18 protein-coding genes are annotated in these 20,960 nt (G+C 58.3%); 7 read left to right on the forward strand and 11 right to left on the reverse strand.

The genetic code is table 11. The features are described 5' to 3' along the window. Nucleotides 1–27: 27 nt before the first annotated feature. The 6 genes from G518_RS0132985 to G518_RS0133010 all read right to left on the reverse strand — a co-directional run bounded on the left by G518_RS0132985 (nucleotide 28) and on the right by G518_RS0133010 (nucleotide 7,874). Complete coding sequence (locus G518_RS0132985; RefSeq protein WP_028606102.1) at nucleotides 28–807, reverse strand: ferritin-like domain-containing protein; 780 nt, start codon at nucleotides 805–807, stop codon at nucleotides 28–30. Between the two features lie 388 nt (nucleotides 808–1,195). After that, on the reverse strand, nucleotides 1,196–2,056 hold the full coding sequence (locus G518_RS0132990) for an isocitrate lyase/PEP mutase family protein (protein ID WP_028606103.1): 861 nt from the start codon (nucleotides 2,054–2,056) through the stop codon (nucleotides 1,196–1,198). 64 nt (nucleotides 2,057–2,120) lie between these two features. After that, nucleotides 2,121–3,311: a 2-methylaconitate cis-trans isomerase PrpF gene (gene prpF / locus G518_RS0132995; protein ID WP_028606104.1), complete on the reverse strand. Its 1,191-nt coding sequence runs from the start codon at nucleotides 3,309–3,311 to the stop codon at nucleotides 2,121–2,123. 243 nt (nucleotides 3,312–3,554) lie between these two features. Beyond that, the gene (gene acnD / locus G518_RS0133000; RefSeq protein ID WP_028606105.1) at nucleotides 3,555–6,191 is read right to left on the reverse strand and encodes a Fe/S-dependent 2-methylisocitrate dehydratase AcnD; all 2,637 of its coding nucleotides are present in this window, start codon (nucleotides 6,189–6,191) and stop codon (nucleotides 3,555–3,557) included. A 121-nt stretch (nucleotides 6,192–6,312) separates the two neighbouring features. Next, the gene (prpC, locus tag G518_RS0133005; RefSeq protein ID WP_028606106.1) at nucleotides 6,313–7,479 is read right to left on the reverse strand and encodes a bifunctional 2-methylcitrate synthase/citrate synthase; all 1,167 of its coding nucleotides are present in this window, start codon (nucleotides 7,477–7,479) and stop codon (nucleotides 6,313–6,315) included. Continuing rightward, entirely contained in the window at nucleotides 7,476–7,874 is a 399-nt protein-coding gene (locus G518_RS0133010; RefSeq protein ID WP_028606107.1) for an acyl-CoA thioesterase, read from the reverse strand. The genes prpC and G518_RS0133010 overlap by 4 nt, the downstream gene beginning before the upstream one ends. A 161-nt stretch (nucleotides 7,875–8,035) precedes the next feature. Here G518_RS0133010 and G518_RS0133015 point away from each other — a divergent pair, with 161 nt between their 5' ends. The 3 genes from G518_RS0133015 to G518_RS41255 all read left to right on the forward strand — a co-directional run bounded on the left by G518_RS0133015 (nucleotide 8,036) and on the right by G518_RS41255 (nucleotide 11,025). Continuing rightward, nucleotides 8,036–9,457, forward strand: a complete 1,422-nt coding sequence (locus G518_RS0133015) for a short-chain fatty acyl-CoA regulator family protein (protein ID WP_028606108.1) — start codon at nucleotides 8,036–8,038, stop codon at nucleotides 9,455–9,457. Nucleotides 9,458–9,527: 70 nt separating this feature from the next. Beyond that, nucleotides 9,528–9,899 carry a hypothetical protein gene (locus G518_RS0133020; protein ID WP_028606109.1) on the forward strand — a complete coding sequence of 124 codons (372 nt, stop codon included), beginning with the start codon at nucleotides 9,528–9,530 and terminating at the stop codon, nucleotides 9,897–9,899. Nucleotides 9,900–10,128: 229 nt separating this feature from the next. Then, nucleotides 10,129–11,025 (forward strand): copper chaperone PCu(A)C domain-containing protein, encoded by an 897-nt coding sequence (locus G518_RS41255; protein ID WP_036596938.1) that lies wholly within the window; start codon nucleotides 10,129–10,131, stop codon nucleotides 11,023–11,025. Nucleotides 11,026–11,139: 114 nt separating this feature from the next. Here G518_RS41255 and G518_RS38135 read toward each other — a convergent pair whose 3' ends face one another. From G518_RS38135 to G518_RS0133040, 3 genes are all read right to left on the reverse strand, one after another. Further along, on the reverse strand, nucleotides 11,140–13,014 hold the full coding sequence (locus G518_RS38135; protein ID WP_051237673.1) for an O-linked N-acetylglucosamine transferase, SPINDLY family protein: 1,875 nt from the start codon (nucleotides 13,012–13,014) through the stop codon (nucleotides 11,140–11,142). Next, entirely contained in the window at nucleotides 12,989–13,912 is a 924-nt protein-coding gene (xerD, locus tag G518_RS0133035) for a site-specific tyrosine recombinase XerD (RefSeq protein WP_028606110.1), read from the reverse strand. Before xerD ends, G518_RS38135 begins: the two co-directional genes overlap by 26 nt. Before the next feature lie 102 nt (nucleotides 13,913–14,014). Next, nucleotides 14,015–14,980: a tripartite tricarboxylate transporter substrate binding protein BugE gene (locus G518_RS0133040; RefSeq protein ID WP_028606111.1), complete on the reverse strand. Its 966-nt coding sequence runs from the start codon at nucleotides 14,978–14,980 to the stop codon at nucleotides 14,015–14,017. 146 nt (nucleotides 14,981–15,126) lie between these two features. On the opposite strand from G518_RS0133040, the gene G518_RS0133045 reads away from it, so the two are divergent. Further along, nucleotides 15,127–16,032, forward strand: a complete 906-nt coding sequence (locus G518_RS0133045) for an AEC family transporter (protein WP_036596940.1) — start codon at nucleotides 15,127–15,129, stop codon at nucleotides 16,030–16,032. Between the two features lie 197 nt (nucleotides 16,033–16,229). Here G518_RS0133045 and queG read toward each other — a convergent pair whose 3' ends face one another. Next, nucleotides 16,230–17,279 (reverse strand): tRNA epoxyqueuosine(34) reductase QueG, encoded by a 1,050-nt coding sequence (queG, locus tag G518_RS0133050; protein WP_028606113.1) that lies wholly within the window; start codon nucleotides 17,277–17,279, stop codon nucleotides 16,230–16,232. 27 nt (nucleotides 17,280–17,306) lie between these two features. On the opposite strand from queG, the gene tsaE reads away from it, so the two are divergent. The 3 genes from tsaE (at nucleotide 17,307) to G518_RS0133065 (ending at nucleotide 19,856) form a co-directional block, all read left to right on the forward strand. Beyond that, nucleotides 17,307–17,816, forward strand: a complete 510-nt coding sequence (gene tsaE, locus G518_RS0133055) for a tRNA (adenosine(37)-N6)-threonylcarbamoyltransferase complex ATPase subunit type 1 TsaE (protein WP_425414329.1) — start codon at nucleotides 17,307–17,309, stop codon at nucleotides 17,814–17,816. Next, on the forward strand, nucleotides 17,813–19,240 hold the full coding sequence (locus G518_RS0133060; protein ID WP_036596942.1) for an N-acetylmuramoyl-L-alanine amidase: 1,428 nt from the start codon (nucleotides 17,813–17,815) through the stop codon (nucleotides 19,238–19,240). The genes tsaE and G518_RS0133060 overlap by 4 nt, the downstream gene beginning before the upstream one ends. A 283-nt stretch (nucleotides 19,241–19,523) precedes the next feature. Then, a complete protein-coding gene (locus G518_RS0133065) occupies nucleotides 19,524–19,856 on the forward strand; it encodes a cupin domain-containing protein (RefSeq protein WP_028606116.1) in 333 nt (110 codons plus the stop codon). 71 nt (nucleotides 19,857–19,927) lie between these two features. On the opposite strand, the gene G518_RS0133070 is transcribed toward G518_RS0133065, so the two are convergent. Continuing rightward, on the reverse strand, nucleotides 19,928–20,587 hold the full coding sequence (locus G518_RS0133070; protein WP_028606117.1) for a DedA family protein: 660 nt from the start codon (nucleotides 20,585–20,587) through the stop codon (nucleotides 19,928–19,930). Between the last annotated feature and the right edge of the window lie 373 nt (nucleotides 20,588–20,960).

Below are 20,960 nucleotides of genomic sequence, written 5' to 3' on the forward strand. Positions count from 1 at the left end.
AGGCCGACCAGGCGCCGCCGGCGAACCTTATTGCCCCATCAGCTCAAGCTCTTCAAGGCTGAAGCCCGCTGCGAGCCTGGCTTCCATGTTGAAAGGGCCCCGCAATCGAGGCGCGTCGTAGGTCTGAGCCAATTCTGCATACGTTGCCACCGGATCGAGGCCCCGCTGCTGGCAGAGCCAGTTGTACCAGTGGTTGCCCACGGCCACGTGGCCAATCTCATCCCGAAGAATGATGTCCAGGATGGCGGCGCCCTCATGATCGCCCGCTTTGGCAAGCTTGGCTCTGATGGGCGGCGATGCATCAAGCCCACGCGCTTCAGCCGTACGGGGAACTAAAGCAATACGAGCGAGGAGGTCGTGCCTGGTCCTCTCCGCCATATCCCACAGGGCGTTGTGCGCTGGCAAATCGCCGTAACGGACATCCAGGGTGGCAAGATGATCCCGCAGTAACTCGAAATGCAGGGCTTCTTCCCGCGCAATGCCCATCCATTGTTCATAGAAGAGATCTGGCATCCCCTTGAACCGCCAGCAGATATCAAGGGCTAGGTCAATGGCGTTCAGCTCTATATGCGCAAGCGAATGAATGAGCGCCGCGCGGCCCTCATTCGTGTGCACCGACCTCTTCACCAGCCCGGTATGGGCAACCAGAATGGGCTTGGCAGGCCGGCCAGGAATGATGCCTCGCGCCAGAATGTCGTCGTCAGCGCCAGCACGTAGGCCGGCGCTCATGGCACGAGTGAGGCTGGCCTTTTGGTTAGGATCTGTGGTGGTCAGCAGGTCAAGGGACAGGCTGCGAAGTGTTTCCATGCGGGAATGCTACGCGAATGCTCATGGTCAAAGCCGAGAGGTACTCCAGGCCGCCCATTGCAGCGAGGCCAACGACGACACAGTAGTGAATCATTTGCGTACGCTTCGCCCTTCGATAAGCTCAAAAAATCCGTTCGCGCCTGTCGAAGCGTTGCGCGAGGTTTCGACAAGCTCAACCCGAACGGTATTTTTGTTTCAACGCTCCTGGCCGCTTAACCGAAACCATAGAACCTCAAAAAATCCGTTCGCGTTTGTCGAAACGTTGCGCCAAGCTTCAACGACCTCAATAGGTAGATTTTTTAAATCTATTTTCAACAATTTACCAACCAGACCCCGTTCACGCCTGTCGAAGCGTCGCGCCATGCTTCGACAGGCGTGTATGGATTGATCAGCCGTAACGCTTCTCCAGAGCATCCCACTCTGGCTTGCCCACCAAGCGTTGCCGCTCTTCAAACGTCGCGACCAATCCGCTGGATTCGCGGACTTCCTTCTGATCGCGCAGCACCGTCAAGGCATTTTGCATACCGACCACCGCGCCTTGCAGGGCTGCATTGGCATAGAGAACGACGCCAAAACCCAGCTCAGCCAATTGATCCGCATTGAAGATGGGCGTCTTGCCGCCAATCACCATGTTCATCAATTGCGGCTTGGAAAGGCGCTGGGGTAGTGCGCGCACTTCTTCGGCTTTGGTGACGGCTTCGACGAACAAAATGTCAGCGCCCGCCTCTGCGAATATCTGAGCGCGCTCTATGGCAGCTTCGAAGCCATGGGTAGCCGCGGCATCAGTGCGCGCCATGATGAGGAGATCAGAATCACGCCGGGCATCCACGGCCGCCTTGATCTTGCTCACCGCCTCTTCTGTGGAAATGACTTCCTTGCCAGAAAAGTGGCCACAACGCTTGGGGGCCACCTGGTCTTCAAGCTGAATGCAATCAGCCCCCGCGCGCTCCAGTGTGCGCACCGTGTGATACACGTTGAGCGCATTGCCAAAACCGGTGTCAGCATCCACCAGCAACGGAACGTTTACCGTATCGCGAATGCGCGCGGTGTGGTCTGCAATTTCGGCCAGACCCATGAACCCCTGGTCCGGCATGCCGAACCACATGTTCGTCACACCAGCGCCGGTGATGTAGATCGCCTCGAAGCCAAGGTCTTCGATCACCTTGGCTGACAAGGCATTGAATGCCCCGGGAACCAGCACGCCACGGCGAGCCTCGACCAGTTTTTTTAGTTGCTTGCGTGTAGACATATGTTCCTTGATTTCAACTATTCATGGGGCTGTGCGGCTCACTTGGATAACACCCAGTAGCGGGTTAGCTGACGCTATCCGCCGGTACCCGCACCCAGCCCTCCATCAGCACCCGAGCGCTTCGGCTCATCAGTGCCTTGGTGACCTTCCATTGACCGTTCTCCAGTAACGCCTCCGCGCCCACACGCAATGTGCCCGACGGATGCCCAAACCGCACAGCTTGGCGTTCTCCGCCACCTGCCGCCAGATTGACCAGGGTTCCTGGCACCGCTGCCGCCACGCCAATGGCCACTGCCGCCGTGCCCATCATGGCGTGGTGCAGTTTGCCCATGGAAAGTGCTCGGACAAGCAAATCCACATCACCTGTGTTCACTGACTTTCCGCTGGAGGCCGTGTAGGCCGCAGGTGGTGCGACGAAGGCTACCTTGGGAGTGTGCTGGCGTTTAGCGGCTTCACTCAGGTCTCGGATGAGGCCCATCTTCAGGGCACCATGGGCACGGATGAGCTCAAATTGAGCGAGGGCTTTCGCGTCGCCGTTGATAGCGTCTTGCAGCTCGGTTCCGGTGTAGCCGATATCGCTGGCGTTCAGAAAGATGGTGGGGATGCCTGCATTGATGAGCGTGGCCTTGAAAGTACCCAAGCCCGGCACTTCCAGATCGTCAACCAGCCGGCCCGTGGGGAACATGGCTCCCCCCTCCTCGCCTTCGTCTGCCGGATCAAGAAACTCCAGTGGAACCTCGGCGGCAGGAAAGGTCACACCATCCAGTTCGAAATCCCCGGTTTCCTGCACTTGGCCATTGGTGATGGGTACGTGGGCAACGATGGTCTTGCTGATGTTGGCTTGCCAGATACGCACGACGCATGTGCCGTTTTCAGGAATGCGCTCTTTGGGAATCAGTCCACTCATGATCGCGAAGGGACCCACGGCAGCGGATAGATTGCCGCAGTTACCGCTCCAATCCACGAAAGCGCTATCAATGGAGACTTGGCCGAACAGGTAATCCACATCGTGGCCAGGTTGGCTCGGGCGAGAGAGGATCACGGTTTTCGAGGTTGATGAGGTGGCAGCGCCCATGCCGTCAATCTGTTTGCCGTAAGGGTCCGGGCTGCCTATGACGCGCATCAGCAAGGCATCGCGCGCTGCACCGGGGTGCTGCGCGGCCTCAGGGAGATCTTGCAGACAGAAGAACACACCTTTACTGGTTCCGCCACGTATGTAAGTAGCGGGGATCTTGATTTGAGGAAGATGGGTCATCTCAATGCAATGGTCGTAATGAGGAAAAAACTCTTTTCAGCTATAGAGAAAAGGGCATGGATTATTGACGTTTCTCGTAATTCAAGACAACTAACCCACCACCGTTCACGCTGAGCTTGGCCTGTCCTGAGGTTCTTTGGTTTTCGTCAAGCGGTAAGAGGCGTTCAATCGATTAATACCGTTCGGGCTGAGCCTGTCGAAGCCTTGCGCGGCGCTTCGACAGGCTCAGCGTGAACGGTTTTTTCATGTCTCACATGAGGCCAGGAAATCCTGCGCAAAACGCTGCAGGACGCCGCCAGCTTCATAGACAGAAACCTCCTCTGCAGTGTCCAGACGGCAGGTCACGGGCACCTGCATGATCTCGCCATTCTTGCGAAGAACAACCAAGGTCAGCTCAGCCCGCGGCGTACGCTCGCCCACCACATCATAGGTCTCCGTACCGTCCAGGCCCAGAGTCAATCGGTTGGCACCTGGTTTGAACTCCAGCGGCAACACGCCCATTCCGATCAGATTGGTTCGGTGGATGCGCTCAAAACCCTCGGCGACTACGGTTTCCACACCCGCCAGACGCACCCCTTTGGCCGCCCAGTCTCGGCTGGAGCCCTGACCATAATCAGCGCCGGCGATGATGATCAAAGGCTGGCTGCGGCCCAGATACGTCTCCATAGCCTCCCACATACGCACCACTTTGCCCTCTGGTTCGATCCGCGCCCATGAACCCGCCCTCACGCTGCCATCCTCATTGCGCACCATCTCATTTTTGAGCGTGGGATTGGCGAACGTGGCACGAATCGCCGTGAGGTGATCACCGCGGTGCGTGGCGTACGAATTGAAGTCCTCTTCTGGCAGACCCATTTTCTCAAGGTATTCACCTGCCGCTGAATCCAGCAAGATGGCGTTGGAAGGCGAGAGATGATCGGTGGTGATGTTGTCCGGGAGCAGAGCCAGCGGACGCATCCCTTTCAGCGTGCGCGGGTTCGCCGCGAGTGCGCCAACGCCTTCAGTGTCCCAATAGGGCGGGCGGCGAATATAGGTAGATGTGGGGCGCCAGTCGTATTGCGGAGCCACGCTTTCGCCGTCATCTTTGCGGATGGCGAACATGGGCTCATACACTTTGCGAAACATCTCTGGTTTCACAGATGACTGAACGATGGCGTCAATCTCTTCGTCTTCAGGCCAGATATCCTGGAGACGAACTTCCTTGCCATTCACTACCGCCAGCACATCCCGTTCAATGTCAAAGCGCATCGTTCCCGCTATGGCATAGGCCACTACCAGGGGCGGCGATGCCAGAAACGCCTGCTTGGCATAGGGGTGTATGCGGCCGTCGAAGTTGCGGTTGCCTGAAAGCACGGCCGTGGCGTAGAGATCACGCTCGATGATCTCCTTCTGAATCTTGGGATCAAGGGCACCGCTCATGCCGTTACAGGTGGTGCACGCGAAGCCCACGATGCCAAAGCCCAGTGCCTCTAACTCGGCGAGCAGCCCCGCTTCCTTCAGGTACAGCTCTACAGCCTTGGAGCCAGGCGCCAAGGATGTCTTGACCCACGGCTTGCGTACCAGCCCCAACCGGTTGGCATTGCGCGCCAGCAATCCGGCTGCAATCACGTTTCGTGGATTGCTGGTGTTGGTGCAACTGGTGATGGCCGCGATGATGACCGCGCCATCGGGCATCAGCCCTTGCGCCTCATGCGCCTTGGCCTTCTCCAGATCTACCGCAATACCGCGCTCAGCCAACTGCGAAGTCGGCAAACGGCGGTGCGGGTTCGACGGACCGGCCATGTTGCGTACTGCGGTTGAAAGGTCAAACTGGAGCACCCGCTCGTACTTCACGTCGCGCAGCGTATCAGCCCAGAAACCGGCTTGTTTGGCATAGATTTCGACCAGTTGAATCTGTTTGTCATCCCGGCCGGTCAGACGCAGGTATTCCAGGGTTTGTTCGTCTATGAAGAACAGCGCCGCGGTGGCCCCGTATTCAGGGCACATGTTGGAGATGGTCGCTCGATCACCAATGGTGAGCGTGCGCGCACCGTCGCCAAAAAACTCCAGATAAGCGCCCACTACTTTTTCTTTGCGCAGGAACTCAGTCAGGGCGAGCACGATGTCAGTCGCCGTGATGCCAGGTTGGCGCCGACCCGTGAGCTCCACACCCACGATATCGGGCAGGCGCATCCAGGACGCCCTGCCCAGCATGACGTTCTCCGCCTCGAGCCCCCCTACTCCCACGGCGATCACACCCAAGGCATCCACGTGCGGGGTATGGCTGTCGGTACCTACGCAGGTGTCTGGAAAGGCAACGGCGGTGCCATCCTTTTCCTTTTGCACGTAGATGACTGGTGACATTTTCTCCAGGTTGATCTGGTGCATGATCCCGTTGCCTGCGGAAATCACCTCGACGTTCGCGAACGCTTTCTTGGTCCATTCGATGAAGTGGAAGCGGTCTTCATTGCGGCGGTCTTCGATGGCGCGATTTTTATCAAATGCGTCTGGATCGAAACCACCACATTCAACGGCCAGGGAATGGTCCACGATGAGTTGCACGGGCACCACCGGGTTCACGGCAGCGGGATCACCGCCCTCCTTGGCAATCGCATCGCGCAAACCCGCCAAATCGACGAGAGCTGTTTGGCCGAGAATGTCATGGCACACCACACGCACCGGAAACCAGGGAAAGTCGATTTCACGTTTGCGCTCAATAAGCTGGCCTAGGTAGTCGTTCAGCCGCTCCGGATTGGCGCGGCGCACCAGATTCTCAGCATGGACACGCGCGGTGTAGGGCAACGCCTCCCACGCACCGGCTTGAATCGCATCAACTGCGGCGCGTGCATCGAAATATTGGAGCGTTGTGCCTGGGAGTAGTTTTCTATGGGCGGTATTCATCGTGATTCGGGAAATTCTGGCGCGTGACCGGGGTTTGTGAACTTGCAATCCATCCCCCGGTGAGGCTTAGGTGCGACGTCGAGCGCACGAGCGTGGAGTCGCCCGTTCTAGAGCTTTGAAATCAAGCCCGGGCCTCGATCGGGACGAACTTCAAATCCTCAGGCCCCGTGTAGTTGGCGCTTGGCCGAATGATCTTGTTGTCCACGCGCTGCTCGATCACATGTGCCGCCCAACCACTGGTGCGCGCTATGACGAACAACGGCGTAAACATCGCTGTAGGCACGCCCATCATGTGATAGCTCACGGCGCTGAACCAATCGAGATTGGGAAACATTTTCTTGGCTTCCCACATCACGTCCTCCAGGCGCTCGGCGATATCGAACATCTTGGTGGAGCCGGCATCTTCCGACAGCCGCTTGGCAACGCCCTTGATCACCACGTTGCGTGGATCGCTCACCGTATAAACGGGGTGCCCAAAGCCAATCACGACCTCTTTTGACTCCACGCGGCGGCGGATATCGGCCTCGGCTTCATCGGGGCTGTCATAGCGCTTTTGTATCTCGAAAGCCACTTCATTCGCGCCTCCGTGTTTGGGCCCGCGGAGCGCACCAACGGCGCCCGCGATGGCCGAATGCATATCACTTCCAGTACCGGCGATGACCCGCGCTGTGAAGGTTGAGGCATTGAACTCATGCTCGGCGTACAGGTTGAGCGAGGTATGCATGGCCCGCACCCATTCATCACTGGGTCTTTCGCCATGCAGCAAGTGCAGAAAGTGTCCGCCGATGGAATCGTCATCAGTTTCAACGTCGATCCGTTTTCCTTGCGTGCTCCAGTGGTACCAGTACAGCAGCATCGAGCCCATGCTTGCCATCAACCGGTCAGCGATATCGCGCGCGCCGGGCAAGTTGTGGTCATCCTTTTCGGGCAGCACGCAACCGAGGGCGGACACGCCTGTGCGCATCACATCCATGGGGTGAGCACTCGCGGGAAGTGACTCCAGGGCGTCTTTCACACTGGCCGGAAGTCCTCTCATGGCCTTGAGCCTAGCCTTATAGGCCTTCAGTTCAGCGCGTGAAGGCAGTTTGCCGTGCACCAGTAAATGGGCAATCTCTTCAAATTCGCAAACCTCGGCAATATCGAGAATGTCATAGCCGCGGTAGTGCAGATCGTTGCCAGTACGGCCTACGGTGCACAGGGCGGTATTGCCAGCGGTCACACCCGAAAGCGCAACGGATTTTTTAGGTTTGAACGAACCATTCGTAGTGGCTTGTACGGCTTGACTCATGAGCGGGACTCCTGTTTCATATATCTGGACTCAATGACAGCCGGACGGCCATTGCCGTCGACCGCCACCATTTCAAACACCCCCTTCAACGCCTCTTCAGGCGGCGCAGCGGGCGCCTCGGTGTGACCACTGACGCACACGGTCATCGAGCTGCTGCCCACCCTGCTCACCCACGCACGCAAGGTCAGTGAATAGCCCACCGGAATCGGGGACATGAAGTCCACTCCGGTGACGCCAGCCATCACGACCTCGCGTTGCGCCAAGCCGCGGGCGGCCAGAAAAGCAGCCTTCGCCATCAGTTGCAAGCCCTGTCCTGCAAACAGGGTGCCGTGATGGTTGGCCATCACGGGCAACACCAGTTCGTGCAGCTCAGTGGTTCCTTGAGGGGTTGTCATAATTCGCAATTTACGCAAAATACGCTTCTCACGTAAGAGCTAAAAGAGCGAATGAATGTGAATGAATTTCAGCAAATTTGCGAATCTTGCGAATTTTTAACCACTTCAACGCGGGCACCACGACTAGCCCGACAACTGGCACCATTACGGGCGATCTAACAATGAAGAAAACCTTCATGGGCGTGAAGCTGCGCCGTCTGCGGGCAGAACGCGGCATGTCACAGATAGCCATGGCACAGACCTTGGGCCTCTCCCCCAGCTATCTCAATCAACTGGAGCAAAACCAGCGACCGCTCACCGTGGGGGTGTTGCTCAAGATCAGTCAAGTACTGGGCGTTGACGTTCAGCAGTTCTCCGAAGACGAAGAGGCCCGTATGGTGGCCGCACTGCAAGAGGCCTTGGCCGATGCGCCTACGCCAATCACACTGCCCGAACTCAAGGAAGTTGCAGCGCAGATGCCGGCCCTTGCTCAAGCGGTCATCTCGCTACATAGGCGCAACCTGGAGGTTATGGATCGCGCTGAATCGGTATCGCTGCGTTTGGGAGATGAGCGCACAGACACGGTCTTGCTGCGCGCCATGCCGTTCGAGGCGGTACGAGATTTCTTTTTCGCTCACCAGAACCACTTTGATGGCCTCGACCGCTCTGCCGAGGCATTGGCCGGCGAGGCCCAGGCACGCGGTGCGCATCTTGCAGACTGGCTGGCCGAGCGCCTGCACAAGCGCCACGGCGTTCGCGTGCTACACACTCAAGACACGGGCGCCGGCAAGCGCCGCTTTGATGGCACGGCGCGCACAGTCCTGGTCTCTGACACCCTGGCTCCGGGGCAACTCGCGTTTCAACTTGCCACTCAGCTGGCCTTGCTGGAACACAGCGACGCCATCGATGCCATGATCAATGTCCCGCCATTCACCAGCGATGGCGATGCGCACCGATTGGCACGAGTCGGCCTTGCCAATTATTTCGCGGGAGCTCTGCTGCTTCCGTATGGAGATTTTTTACAGGCAGCCGATGCGCTTCGGCACGACATAGACCGCTTGAGCCAGCGCTTTGGCGTTGGATTCGAAACGGTATGCCACCGCCTTTCCACTCTGCAGCGCCCGGGCGCACCGGGCGTGCCCTTCTTCTTCGTGCGGGTAGATCGCGCAGGCAATATCAGCAAGCGGCAGTCAGCCACGCACTTTCACTTCAGTCGCACGGGTGGCACCTGCCCGCTATGGAATGTGTATGAAGCTTTTGGCCAACCGGGGCGCATCATGCCCCAACTGGCGCGCATGCCTGATGGCCGCACGTATCTCTGGATCGCGCGCACGGTATCGAGCGGCGCGCGCGGATGGGGCGCTCCCCGCAAGGTTTTCTCCATTGGATTGGGATGTGACGTACGCCACTCGCACCGGCTGGTCTACGCCAATGGAATGGATTTAAGCGCCCCGGACGCCGCCACCCCCATTGGAATGGGTTGCAAGGTTTGCGAGCGAGAAGCCTGCCCCCAACGTGCCTTCCCTTTCATTGGTCGCGCGCTGGATGTCGATGAGAACCGGAGTCGCTTTACGCCTTATGGCTTCGGCCCGGAGTTGGCTTAGAACCCTTTTTTCTCTCAACAAGATAAACCGTTCACGAGCCTGTCGAAGCGGCGCGGATAATAGACGTCTTATGTCCACCCTCCGCCTCCTTCACCTGAGAAGCGTCGGCCACCTCGGCCGCTGGGTATTGCTATGGTTCATGCTGTCGCTGGGGGTGGCCATGGCCTCACCCATCGTCAACCCGTCCGCATTGGATATGGTGTGCTCGAGCGCGGGCATGGTGAAGGTCGTCGTCCAGACAGACGATGGTGTGCGGGAATTGGGTGCAGTGCAACTCGATTGCCCCATGTGCATGCCTACCGGCACGCCACCTCCAATCACAGGCTGCGCGGCGCCACCTCTGCCTCAAGCTCTGAGGCATGTGCTGGAATTCATCGCATCTGCCAGGATTGCCACGGACACAGCCGCTCCCCCGCTTGCGCGTGGGCCGCCGCTCCTTTGATCCGCTGTTGAATCTGCAGCACCAGGCCATGTACGACGGTTTGGTGCACCAACCCCCAAGAGTCAGATGATGGCTCCGGTTGGTGCCGGCAGATTTTGGAGGCAGTCCACACCGCACTGCACGCGCGGTGTTCAAGCAAAACCTCCGATCACAGCGCGTTGATCACATTCCAATCGCCGTCAATCCAAAGTGCATTGACCGTTGAGCACACTCGAATTTAGCTAAAGATATGTCATTACTCATTAAATCCGCTTCCGCAACCGCACTTCTGGCTTGCGCCACCACCGCTTTTGCACACATCACCCTGCCAGCTGGTCCTGCGCTGGCAGGCAGCCAATACGAAGCGGCTTTTCGGGTTGGCCATGCATGCAAGGATGCCCGTTCCACCACAGGCATTACGGTGCGGATGCCACAAGGATTCACGTTGGAAGATGTGCCAGCACGCTCAGGCTGGCGAGTGGAAATTGACCAAAAGGGCGAAGGCTACGGCACTGTCCGCTGGATCGCTGAAAGCGCCGCCCAAGCCCTTGCGGGCGATAAAAAAACCGAATTTGTGATGCGCGGAAAATTGCCCACCCAAACCGGACCGATCTACTTCAAAGTACTTCAAACTTGCGACAGGGGCAGCGCTGACTGGGCTCAACTGCCGAGTGACGTCACCAAACCGGGCGAAAAGCAGGCTTTCCCCGCTGCGCGCCTGCAGGTAGTTGCACCAGGTACGGCTCTGGTGGAAGCCAGCAGCGCCTGGATACGCGCCACCGTACCTGGCCAAAGCGGCACAGGTGGGTTCATGAAACTCGCCGCAGGCGCCCCGCTGAAGCTGGTAGGTGTCAGCACGCCAGTTGCCGGCGTTGCAGAGATTCACGAAATGCGAATGGAGGGTGACACCATGAGGATGCGAGCCATTTCCGGATTGGAGTTGCCCGCACGCCAGTCTGTGGAACTCAAGCCCGGCGGCCATCACCTCATGTTGATGGAGCTGAAACAGCCGATCACCGCCGGACAAAGCGTGCCTCTGACGCTCACCTTCGAGGATACAAAAGGCGCGAAAAGCACATTGCTTGTTCAGGCGCCAGCGCAAATGCTTTCAGCGGGTGGCGGGGACGCCAGTGCTCACAAGCACTGACTGACGCTGCTTTAAGGCGCATCCTGAGTTCCAGGCTTTGTCCCAACTTGCTTTAAAGCATATAAATCCGTTCGCGCTGAGCTTGTCGAAGCGTTGCACGAGGCTTCGACAAGCTCAGCCCGAACGGTGTATCTCGATCAAACGCAATTCGGTACTGATTTGCAAGGCCTGAGCACACGCGTCACGCCATATCTCGCGGATCAGATCGTGCCAATCACGCGAGAAACGTGCATTGTCGAACAAGGCGCTGCCCAGTGCCTGCGCGCGCAAGCGCTTGCGCTGCTCAGCCAGCGCGGGCCAGGCCGCCGGCTCCGCAAGCGCCACTGCGCGAGCCACATAGGCGTCTTCGTCAAAACAGACCCACTCTTCAGCCAGGCCTGCTGCGGCCATGATCTGCTCGCCTTGGCGGCCCAGCATGCCTGGCGTGGAAAGCGTCAAAGTGGGCACGCCCATCCATAGCGCTTCTGCAGAAGTGGTGCCTCCGGGATAAGGAAAAGTATCGAGAGCCACATCGATCTCGCCGTAGCTTGCGAAATATCGCAAGCGCGGCAAGGAGGCATCCACCCTGAACCGGTCTGCCGAAATGCCAGCATCCACCAGCCTTTGCGTTAGCAAACGGCGATCTTCCTCATTGCTTGTCAGACCACAGCGAATACGCCAACGCGCCGTGGGTGCGAGCTTCGTAATGCGCGCCCACGCAGAGATGACCCTGGGGTTGATCTTCCCCGTAGTCTGGAAACAGCTAAAGGTGATCCCTCCCTGGCGAAGTGCGGGAAGTGCTGCGACTTCTGGCGCATTCTTGGGGGGCGTGAAGCAATACCTCGACACGGGCATGCGCCAAACGCGCTCACTGAACCACTGCTCTTCTGAGGCGGGCACACAGACAGGATCGGCGATCACCGCTTGCACACCTGGCAAGCCTGTGGTGCCGAAGTAACCCAGCCAATTCACTTGTACGGGCGCCGGCCTGCGAGCCAATACGCCCAGCCGGTGGCCACTGCTCATGCCAGACAGATCGAGCAGGATGTCGACGCGATCGTCTCGTATGCGCGCAGCCAGTTGATCATCCGACCAGCGCAACACCTCGTTCCAGGCGGAGAAGGCGGGCGCAATGCGTTCAGTCAATGCGGTACGCTTTTCCTGGTTGGCATAGGCGATCCAGGTGACTGCCTGGCCAGTCGAATGGGTCAGCAAGCCTTCGATAAAAAAACCTACTGGATGATCGTGCAAATCTGCCGAAAGCAAGCCAATGCGCAGCGGCCGTTCAGCCTCATAGGACACCAACCAATTGGAAAATTGTGGCCCATGCTCAGCACATTGCGCCCCCAAGCGCCGAGCCAGCGCCGACAGTTGCTGGGGATCTGGACGCTCCAGATAATGCTGGGTGAAAATCAGCTGCGCCTGGGCGATCAAATGCCCGGGATCTATAACCAGGACACGACGATACAGCTCATGCGCTCGCTCGAAGCGCCCGGCATCCGCGTGAAGCTGGGCCGAATTGAAGAGCGCCTGCACATGATTCGGGTCGATCGCAAGAACACGTTCATACCAGAGCAAAGCCTCATCAAGACGATTTTCGCCTTGATGGAAAGCGCCCATATTAAGAAGTGCCAGCGGTTCTTGTGGCTGCAACTGCACCGCCCGGGAAAAATACTCCAGCGCCTGCTGCTTGCGCCCAAGCATCCAACTGGCCCGCCCCAGATTGGCGACGAGACCGGCGTTGTCCAGATCAAGGGCGAGCACCCGCTGCCACAACACGACGGCCTCGGCCAAGCGCCCGTGCTGCGCCAAAAGCACTGCTGCCAGGTTCTGAACGGATGCCTCCCGGGGCATCCGTTGTGCAAGTGGTAAAAGCAGCGCGAGCGCCTGTTCCCACCGGTTTTCGCGTTGAAGGCGAACAGCTTCAGAAAAGGTAGCCTCCCAGCCTGCAGGAGTTGAATGGGGCGGTAAGGAACTCACGACACTAGCCCCGTGGATGATGCTGTGCATGCAATGTTTTCAAGCGCTCCCGCGCCACGTGCGTGTAGATGGTGGTGGTGGAAATATCAGCATGGCCCAGCAGCATCTGCACCGCCCGTAGATCGGCCCCATGGTTGAGCAGGTGCGTGGCAAAAGCATGGCGCAGGGTATGCGGAGATGGCGGTGCGGCTATGCCGGCTTGCAAGGCATAACGCTTGACCAAACCCCAGAACATCACCCGCGACATAGCCGTACCCGGGCTTGGGCCAGCGCTGGTGACAAATAAAGCATCTGTCTGGCGTTGGCCGAGCAACACCGGCCTGCCTTCGGCGATGTACCGTTGCAGCCACTCGCCTGCCACCTCTCCAAAGGGTACCAACCGTTCTTTGCTGCCCTTGCCCAGTACGCGCAGCACACCCTCGTTTAATCCGACATTGAAAGTCTTGAGAGTCACCAGTTCGCTCACTCGCAGGCCACTGGCGTATATCAGCTCCAGCATGGCGCGATCACGCAGGCCTAAGGGGGTGTCTGTATCCGGCGCGGTCAGCAGCGCTTCGACTTGCGCCTCGCTCATCGTCTTGGGAACCCGAAGCGGCTGCTTGGCGGTGAGCAGTTTCAGCGTGGGATCCACGGAGATGATCCGTTCACGCAGCAACCAGCGGAAATACCGCTTGAGTACCGTCAGGCGTCGGTTGGAAGAAGTGGCCTTGCCTTTCGCACGCACTGCAAAGTAGCCTTGCAGATGATGCTCCTGGGTCTCTGGCAGCCGCAAGCTGTGAGTTTTTCCCAACCAGTTGCCGTACAGAACCAGATCCCGCCGATACGCCGCCAGCGTATTAGGCGAGAGTCCGTCTTCCAACCAGAGGGCGTCTATGAAACCGTCGATGGATGCTTCCGGTGCAGGTTCGGAAGAGGATGGATGGGGCAATGAAACTGTCACGTTGAATTGAGTGTGGCACAGCCCCTTTTGTACCGCAAAAAATGCCAGAAGGCCCCCTACGCAAGAAATTGCGCAGGGGCTATGGGCCAATTACTGCAATGCCAGCTTCTGCGTGGCAACCACTTTTTTATAGACTTCGAACTCAGCCTTGATCTGCTCAGCGAACTGCTCTGGCGTGTTGCCGATGATGAGCGAGCCGGTCTCCTCAATGCGCTTTTTCACTGCAGGCTCTTCCAGCGCCTTCTTCACGCCGGCATGGATCTTGTCGACGATGTCCTTCGGTGTGCCCTTAGGTGCGAGCAGGCCGTAGTAGGCCATGCGGTTAACCGGCTCCAGGCCCACCTCTTTGAAAGTGGGCGTATTGGGCAGGCCCGCCACGCGCTGCGGTGCAGCCACCACGATGGGGATCAAGCGCTTTTGCTGGATGAATGGAAGTGCAGAAGGCAGGTTATCAAACATGATGGGCACTTGGCCACCCACCACATCGTTCAGCGCAGGGCCAGCGCCGCGATAAGGAATGTGGATGAGGTAAGTGCCCGTGAGACTTTTGAAAAGCTCGGTTTGAAGGTGTCCAATACCGCCCGCACCAGAAGACGCGAACGAGTGCTTTCCGGGCTGTTTCTTAATAAGCTCCAGGAAACTCTTGTAGTCTTTCGCCGGGAAATCGGGGTGAACCGCAATGATGTTCGGTGTGGCTGCGATATTGATGATCGGCACGAAGTCGGTCACCGGGTCATAGCCGATTTTCTTGTTGATCGCAGGGTTAGCTGCCGTAGTGGAAACCGTAGCCACGCTCAGGGTGTAGCCATCTGGCGCCGCGCGAGAAGCCTCAAGCGCGCCAATCCCACCGCCCGCACCGGCCTTGTTGTCTACTACCACGCTCTGCCCCAGCGCACGGCCCAGCGGCTCCGAGATGACGCGGGCAATGATGTCAGTGGTGCCCCCGGGTGCAAAAGGCACGATCAAACGCACTGGTTTGGTGGGATACGCTTGCGCAAAAGCTGTACCAGTAACGAATGTGGCCGCGGCAAACGCGATCAGGGAGCGACGATGCATTAGGCAATCTCCTGAGGTTAAGGACCCACCGAAAAGTGGTTTAGCCAATCCTAACCCCGGTACACCCTGCTGACGCAGTTCACGATGTGCAGGATTTCCCTAGTTTTGCCCCCTGCGCGGTCAGATTGTGCAGTTATTCTCCTGGGGTGAACTACGTCCAACTGCTTTTCCCCGATTTCTCCCTGATTGTGATCGGCTTCCTTCTTTGCCGATATACGGCACTGAACAGGCCCGTCTGGCAAGCAGCCGAGACATTGGTGTACTTCTTTCTCTTTCCTGTGCTGCTGTTTCAGTCCATCGTGCGCACGCCGCTGGACCTACGGGCCACATCAGGCTTGATAGGCGCGGGCTTGTTTCTCATCCTGGGCGGAATTTTGTTGGCAGCGGCCTTGCCTCGGTTGCCATTCATAGGCCGGTTCATTGACCCGCGCGCGCATGCGGCCAGTTCCCAGGTGGCTTTTCGCTTCAATTCCTTCATCGGCCTGGCCCTGGCCGAGCGGCTGGCCGGAGCGCAAGGAATTCAACTCATCGCGGTGTTGATTGGTGTGTGTGTGCCTATCTGCAATATTGCCGCCGTATGGCCTATGGCCCGCCATGCCGGGCGGGGCATATTTGGAGAGCTGGCGCGTAACCCACTGATCATTGCCACCGCGTCCGGCCTAGCAGCTAACCTCCTGGGCTTTTCCATCCCCGATTGGCTGGCCCCTTCCGTCAGCCGCATAGGCGCGGCTTCCATTGCGCTGGGCCTGATGGTGGCCGGCGCTGGCATGCAATTCACCAGTCTTGCTCAAGCCAAGGTGCTCACAGTGAGCGTCCTCACGATACGCCATTTTGTAATGCCCTTCATGGCCTGGGCGCTCGCCCGCGCCTTTGGCCTCGGCGGGCCCGAAACCTTGATTTTGTTGGCGTTCTCCGCTTTACCCACCGCCTCCAGCGCCTACGTATTGGCGGCGCGAATGGGCTACGACGGCGCCTACGTTGCAGGGCTGGTGACGCTTTCGACGGTTTTGGGCGTCGCAAGCCTGTGGCTGGCTTTGGGATTGTTGGGCTGATGGTGGGCTGAATGACGGCGCGTCAACAGCCTGCCCTGGTTTCGATTCGCATGAGATAAATGTCCCAAGTCTTTATCTTGTCACGAATTTTTTACCATAAACGGGTTGACGAAATGGCCTTTTAGCTATAAAAATAGCAGCGTTTGGCGACACCGCACCGACGCCCGGCCACCAAAATGCCTGAATACGCCGCTTCCTTATCGCCCAAGTGCCCATTGCACGTGCTCGCGCACGAGGGCTTCGGGGTGCGTGGCGCGCTCGGAAAGGGCAGCTTTAAGGGTTGCACGCTGCGGATCGGTCTCGGACAATTCGCTCAGGGCGTTGCCAAGCGCCACAGCAATATTGCGCAGCCATCTCACATGGCCTATGCGCCGAATGGGGCCACCTTCTGTTCGCCGCAGGAATTCAGCCTCACTCCAGGCAAAAAGCCGCACCAGAGATTCGCCGGTCAAACCTTCGCGCGCATCAAAATCCGGCAACTCACTGCGGCCCGCATATTTGTTCCAGGGGCAAATGGTCTGGCAATCATCGCAGCCGTAGATGCGGTTTCCGATCAGCGGACGAAGCGCTTCGTCAATGGCACCGGAATGTTCGATGGTCAGGTAAGAAATACACCGCCGAGCATCCAGACGCTTGGGCGCGACAATGGCCTGGGTGGGGCAGATGTCCATGCAGGCTTGGCAGCTGCCACAGTGCCCACTCACAGGCTCGGTGGGCGGCAATGCGAGATCGACATAGATCTCCCCCAGAAAGAACATCGAACCAGCTTCACGCGAGAGCACCAACGTATGTTTGCCGCGCCAGCCTTGGCCGCTGCGGGTGGCGAGCTCAGCCTCCAGTACGGGCGCAGAATCTGTGAACACCCGATGGCCGAACGGACCAATGGCCTCGGAAATCCGCTCCTGAAGTTTTTGAAGGCGCGCTCTCAGCACCTTGTGATAGTCACGCCCTCTGGCGTAGACCGAAATCACACCTTCCCCCGGCCTTGTTTGGCGGGCCAACTCAATTTCCTGCCAGCCAGCGGACGTGGTGCGCGGAAGATAATTCATCCGGGCCGTGATCACACTCACTGTGCCGGGAACCAGCTCAGCTGGCCTGGCTCGCTTCAAACCGTGCGCGGCCATGTAATCCATCTGGCCGTGAAAGCCGTTATCCAACCAGGCTTGCAGGCCCGCTTCTGCGCTGGCCAAGTCAATGCCCGCCACTCCGATTTGGGAAAAACCCAGTTCGTTGGCCCAAGCGCGAATACGCGCAACAAGAAAAAGAGGATCGATCTGACCGCCTTGAAGAGTCACCCGCCGATTGTAGGAAACATGCCGCCTTTAGAAATTTACTGGAGCAGCGAGAGCGATACCAGCACCTTCGCCAGCCGCATGGCTGCATTGCCCGGATTGCACAATGCCTATATTGAACTGCATGGCGACCTGGGCGCCGGCAAGACCACGTTCGTTCGCCACCTTCTGCGTGGGCTAGGGATCACTGGGCGTGTCAAAAGCCCAACCTACGCCGTGGTCGAACCGCATGAAACGCCCGATGGGCGTGCCATCTGGCATTTCGATTTCTATCGTTTCAATGATCCCCAGGAATGGGAAGACGCAGGCTTTCGTGATCTGTTCGCTGCCAGTGGCTTGAAGCTGGCCGAATGGCCCGAAAAGGCAGCAGGCCTTCTGCCTCCTGCAGATTTATCACTCACGATTGATGTTTTGCCAAACGATACGCGTCGCGTGCGCCTGGTGGCATCTACGCCGCTTGGCCTGGAATTGATGGAAGGCCTGCACCCATGAAGCGCCGCGAATTGCTTCATTCAGGAGCCCTGGTACTGTTGATCGGGGCTCATCAAATTGCGCGCGGAGCGGGTATTGTGGCCGTTCGAATCTGGCCTGCGGAAGACTATTCGCGCGTCACTATCGAATCCGACACCGCGCTCAAGGCCACTCACAAGATGATTGGCTCACCCCCTCGCCTGGCCATCGACATTGAAGGGCTCGATCTCGACCCATCGCTGCGCGAGTTGGTCGCCAAAGTCCGCGCGGATGACCCCAATATTGCCGGTATCCGTGTTGGCCAGAACGCGCCTCACGTCGTACGCCTGGTAATGGACCTCAAGCAGCCCACGAATCCGCAGGTCTTCACCCTGGCGCCGGTAGCGGCTTACAAGCACCGGTTGGTGTTTGATCTTTACCCGCAAAACCCTCCTGATCCGCTTGACGCTCTGATTGCCGAGCGCATGAAGGAGTTGGGCACTTCCCCAGCGGAACCCCTACCAGCCCCAAGCGTGGCCGTGACCCCAGCCCCGCCCCCAGTCGTGGCGGGCATGTCCAACACCGATACATTGGGCGACCTGATCGCCAAACAGATCGAGCGCGCCACTGTCATGACCCGGCGCCCCGACAGCCCACCGGCCCGCATGCCGGTGCCACCGCCCAAGCGCGAGGAGAACGTGGCAGTAGCACCCCCGCCCAGGGTGGCTCAGCCGGCCAGCACTGATCGCCTCATCATCATCGCTCTAGACCCCGGCCACGGTGGCGAAGACCCTGGTGCTATAGGCCCCAATGGCACGCGCGAGAAAGATATCGTGCTGCGGGTGGCTTTGAAGTTGCGTGATCGCATTAACAACAGTACCGTGGGTGGAAACCCTATGCGCGCTTTCCTCACGCGTGACGCTGATTTTTTCGTTCCCCTGCAAACACGGGTTCAAAAGGCGCGGCGTGTGGGCGCCGATCTGTTCATCAGCATCCACGCTGACGCTTTCATCAACCAGAATGCGCGTGGTGCGAGCGTCTATGCCTTGAGCCAGGGCGCCGCATCCAGTACGGCCGCCAGGTGGTTGGCCAACAACGAAAACCAGGCTGACCAGATTGGAGGCATTAACGTCAATGCCAAAGATGCCCACGTCCAACGCGCCCTTCTGGACATGAGTACCACCGCCCAGATCAATGACAGCGTCAAACTGGGAAGCGCCATGCTGCGTGAAATCGGTGGGGTGGGCCGCTTGCACAAACCGCAGGTAGAACGCGCAGGATTCGCGGTTCTGAAAGCGCCGGACATCCCCAGTGTGCTGGTGGAAACGGCTTTCATCAGCAACCCTGAGGAAGAGGCCAAGTTGCGTACTGATGCCTACCAAAATGACCTTGCCAATGCACTGATCGTAGGTATTCAGAAGTACTTTTCCGCCAATCCGCCGATGGCACGCACTCGATCAGTGTAGACAAGCTACCAGAGTGGTTCGGGGCCACAAAAGACTCTGCGACCTGAACATTTCCGCGCAGGACATCATAGGACACGCGTTGTCCGCGGTGTCCTACACCACGTAGCCAGACGTCAGGCGTATAGTGGTGATGAGTCTCCAAAGGTTTAGCGGAAATCCACTTCAGCAACGGGTTTCCGCTTTTTCTTTGCTGACGCATAAGGAGGACTGTGCGATCGGGCTTGCGCAAAGGCTTGTGCGTGACCAGAATAGACCGTCAACACGTCCCAAGGAGTGATTCGCCATGGCTCAGCCCCATCTCCAATCTGGCCAAATCGGCAGCGTGCTTCCTTTGGGCGAAGCCATGAAGAAAACGCCCTCTTACGCCCTGTTGAAAGCGAAACAGCTAGAGGTAATTCGCTTGGTTTTGTTGGCCGGAAAAAGCATGCCTGAGCACCAGGTGAGCGGGGAAATCACAGTGCAATGTCTTGAGGGTGAGGTCGAGTTTCGCTCAGGATCCGAAGTGCACGTGATGCACGGCGGAGATTTTTTGCACCTGGACGGACGCGCGCCTCATTCGCTGATTGCTCAGAAAAACGCGTCGGTACTGCTGACCATCTGCCTCGCCCCAGCCTGAAAACGTGCTCTTGTGCTTTTCGGGGCACCCGAAAAGCCCATGGACACGTTCTTAAATCGCGGTGCAAGGCCTCAGAGGGAGGCAGCAGCCTTCTTCTCGGCACGCCCAGCACGCCAGCCACCGTAGATGGCGATCAAGCCTGGCACAAGGATGAGCCCCCAGATAATCTTGCTCAAGTTGGCCTGAACCCATGGCAGGTTGCCGAACAGATAGCCTGCGACACACAACCCCAACACCCAGATCAAGGCACCAACCACATTGAACAATGTGAACTTGCCACGGTTCATCTCAGCTACCCCTGCGACGAACGGTACAAAGGTGCGAACAAAAGGCATGAACCGGGCCAGGATGATGGTTACCCCGCCATAACGCTCATAAAAGGCGTGCGCCTTATCGAACGCCTTGCGGTTGAAATAGCGCGAGTTTTCCCACTGAAACACCTTGGGGCCGAAGTAACGCCCAATCATGTAATTGCACTGATCGCCCAATATCGCAGCAACCAACAACACCGCGCAGGCCACCGGCAAGCTGAGTAAGCCTATGCCAGCTAAAGCGCCCACCACGAACAGCAGGGAATCGCCGGGGAGGAAGGGCATCACCACTACGCCGGTTTCGACGAAGACGATGATAAAAAGAAGAGCGTAAACCCATGGACCGTAGTGGGTCACGAAGGCGCTGAGGTGTTTGTCGACATGCAAAATGAAATCGACTAGTTGCATCAAAATATCCATGGGGGGACATTATCCCTGCCGCAAGTGGAAATCCTGTGAATGGGCTTAAGAACTATGGCTTTTAGGTCTTTCGCGTGGGTGCGTTAACTCCCTCTCCCTTTGGGAGACGGCGAGCTTCTTACTCCTCTCCCCTTGGGAAAAGGCGGGTGATTTGACTCTCTTCCCCTGGACAAGTGCGGGGGGTTTTACTCCCTCTCCCCCTGGGAGAGGGCTGGGGTGAGGGCAAGCGGCGGTTGATTTAGGCGCTGCGGTTGCTAACTACCTTCTGCTCTTTTTTAGGTCGGAGGCCGGGATTGCGCCCGGCAGCGCAGTCCCTTTCTTTGCTCGCACAAAGCAAGTAACCAAAGAAATGCGACCCCAAGTCCGTGTCCCT

It is taken from the genome of Ottowia thiooxydans DSM 14619 (assembly GCF_000422885.1).
GTDB classification, from domain to species: Bacteria; Pseudomonadota; Gammaproteobacteria; order Burkholderiales; family Burkholderiaceae_C; genus Ottowia; species Ottowia thiooxydans.